General features: G+C 45.9%; 3 protein-coding genes and 1 pseudogene. All 4 read right to left on the bottom strand.

Annotation, left to right across the window (positions count from 1 at the left end):
- A partial coding sequence (locus tag NTD88_RS00485) for a transposase (protein ID WP_262154251.1) occupies positions 1-189 on the bottom strand: 189 nt, incomplete at its 3' end.
- A gap of 115 nt (positions 190-304) precedes the next feature.
- On the bottom strand, positions 305-736 hold the full coding sequence (locus NTD88_RS00480; RefSeq protein WP_262154252.1) for a hypothetical protein: 432 nt from the start codon (positions 734-736) through the stop codon (positions 305-307).
- Positions 737-947: 211 nt separating this feature from the next.
- Complete coding sequence (locus NTD88_RS00475; RefSeq protein WP_262191700.1) at positions 948-1565, bottom strand: imm11 family protein; 618 nt, start codon at positions 1563-1565, stop codon at positions 948-950.
- A gap of 97 nt (positions 1566-1662) precedes the next feature.
- Positions 1663-1823 (bottom strand): annotated as a pseudogene (locus tag NTD88_RS00470) (transposase); the annotation flags it as partial.

The raw sequence follows: 1823 nt of genomic DNA, 5'->3' as shown, positions 1-1823 counted from the left end.
TAGGTGGACATGATTTGTCATGAGGCAGTAAGCATAAATTTTTATACCAAATGCATCCTTCAGTTCCTGTAGATCATTGACGTAGCGCTGGTAGTCCTCCGCAGCAGCGAATACCACGTGTCGGTTGTGACCACGCTGAACGACGTGATGGGGGTAGTTGGGTAATACGACTCGTCCTATTCTTGGCATAGCAACCTCATTCCATTGAGGTTTTCAGCTTAGCAAAGCGAAAGAAAATAAATCTGTCCCCTTTTTCGCTGGCGCGAGACCGGTGCCAGGTGAATACTGTATTTGTACTCTTGATTCAACTTTTCCCGCTGAGATTTTCTCTCCATGGCGCAAACAAGCCTTCCTGAAGAACTCGATCAACGACGCCATCATCAATACTACCAACATAGGTAGTATCCAATTGAAACTCAAAGGAAAGGCTGGCTTTTTCAGATAAGTACCTAACAGCACCAATCAGCTCTTCTACTTCCTCTAGATTCTTCGAGTCCACATCAAGAGGGAGTATGCTCGGCGGTAAAGCTGAATAAATTTCCAGCACCCCACCTACGACCTCCAAGCCATTCTCGTCTATCTCATCAATCAAGCTTGGTGGCGCAATGCTCCATACCCTTGACGCAGCAAGATCTTTCACAAGCTGCTGCACATCAGACTTAGTTGACTGATCCAAATCCTGAGCCACATAGAAGATTAACTTCTGCTTCGCATGATCTAGCGGCATGACATGCATTACTCAGTTCCTTTCTTCGGCGGGTATGCTGGAAGTGCTGACCCAGGACCGCCAGGATTATATCTAAAGCCTCCCGGCATATGCGCGTCTAAATGACGTGTATGGACCGCAAAAGGCGCAAAAGGGGACAGATTTATTTTTTATTCAGCTAAAAATAAATCTGTCCCCTTTTCTCCTGTCCCCTTTTCTCGCTCCAACCAAAACAATCAAATCACGCAACTGTCACCCTATCACCACCCACCGACTCAAAAGATGCACCGAGCACGCCCGCCCGCTCAAATCGTAACTTTACCTCCTCACTAACCACTATTGCCCCCAGGTACTTCTTCAATCTAAAAATGTGTTTACCGCCGACTTTTGAAGCATCAACTACAAGATTGTAGAAAGCACGATAGCTACCGGCCAAGTCAGGCCTAACAGGATCAGATGATGTGTAAACGTCAAACCTTGATCTAGACTCATCGACACAATCAGCCTGACTCTCAACTATCATCAGATAGTAATCACTCGAGACTGCCTTACCTTCGATGACAACAGGCTCAAATACCACATTCATATATGGCTCATCAACATCTGGCAAACCCATCAGCGAGTCTCTAGCCTTCCGACTTAACACGGGAGCACTCGCATATCCCGCGAGAGAATAATCTAACTCAACACCATCAAAACGAATATCAAGCACATATACTCCAGGCTCCATAAAGTTTACTGGAGGGTCACTAAATTTCCAATTATCGACATGACGTATATCTCCAAGAACCCATTTCTCGCTTACAGTCATGTCCTGCCTAAGCAAGTAATATCTCACATTCAATTCCTTGTTAACCATTTGTTAACTTGACTACCAACGGTAACCGCTTCCGCCTTGATTCTAGCAAGAAGAAAAAGAGAAAAGGGGACGGAAAAAGGGGACGGATTTATTTTCTTTAACCCGACCTTGGCCGACCCTGTCCCCGCAGTTCTAATCTGACACCTGATATTTTCTCCATCTCATCAACAAAGCGATCAGCGCCGGTCAACTGCCCTCGCTGCAAGGCTGACCTAATGAGATTTAACTCGTCCTTCGAAGCAGCCTGCCTTAAAAACG

This window comes from Pseudomonas sp. 20P_3.2_Bac5, from assembly GCF_025466035.1.
GTDB lineage: Bacteria > Pseudomonadota > Gammaproteobacteria > Pseudomonadales > Pseudomonadaceae > Aquipseudomonas.
This window is presented reverse-complemented; position numbering and strand designations above follow the sequence as displayed.

What these genes read in the sequence shown, in the direction of transcription:
- NTD88_RS00480 (WP_262154252.1), bottom strand. Translation starts at nt 736, where the DNA reads ATGCATGTCATGCCGCTAGATCATGCGAAGCAGAAGTTAATCTTCTAT.
- NTD88_RS00475 (WP_262191700.1), bottom strand. Translation starts at nt 1,565, where the DNA reads ATGGTTAACAAGGAATTGAATGTGAGATATTACTTGCTTAGGCAGGAC.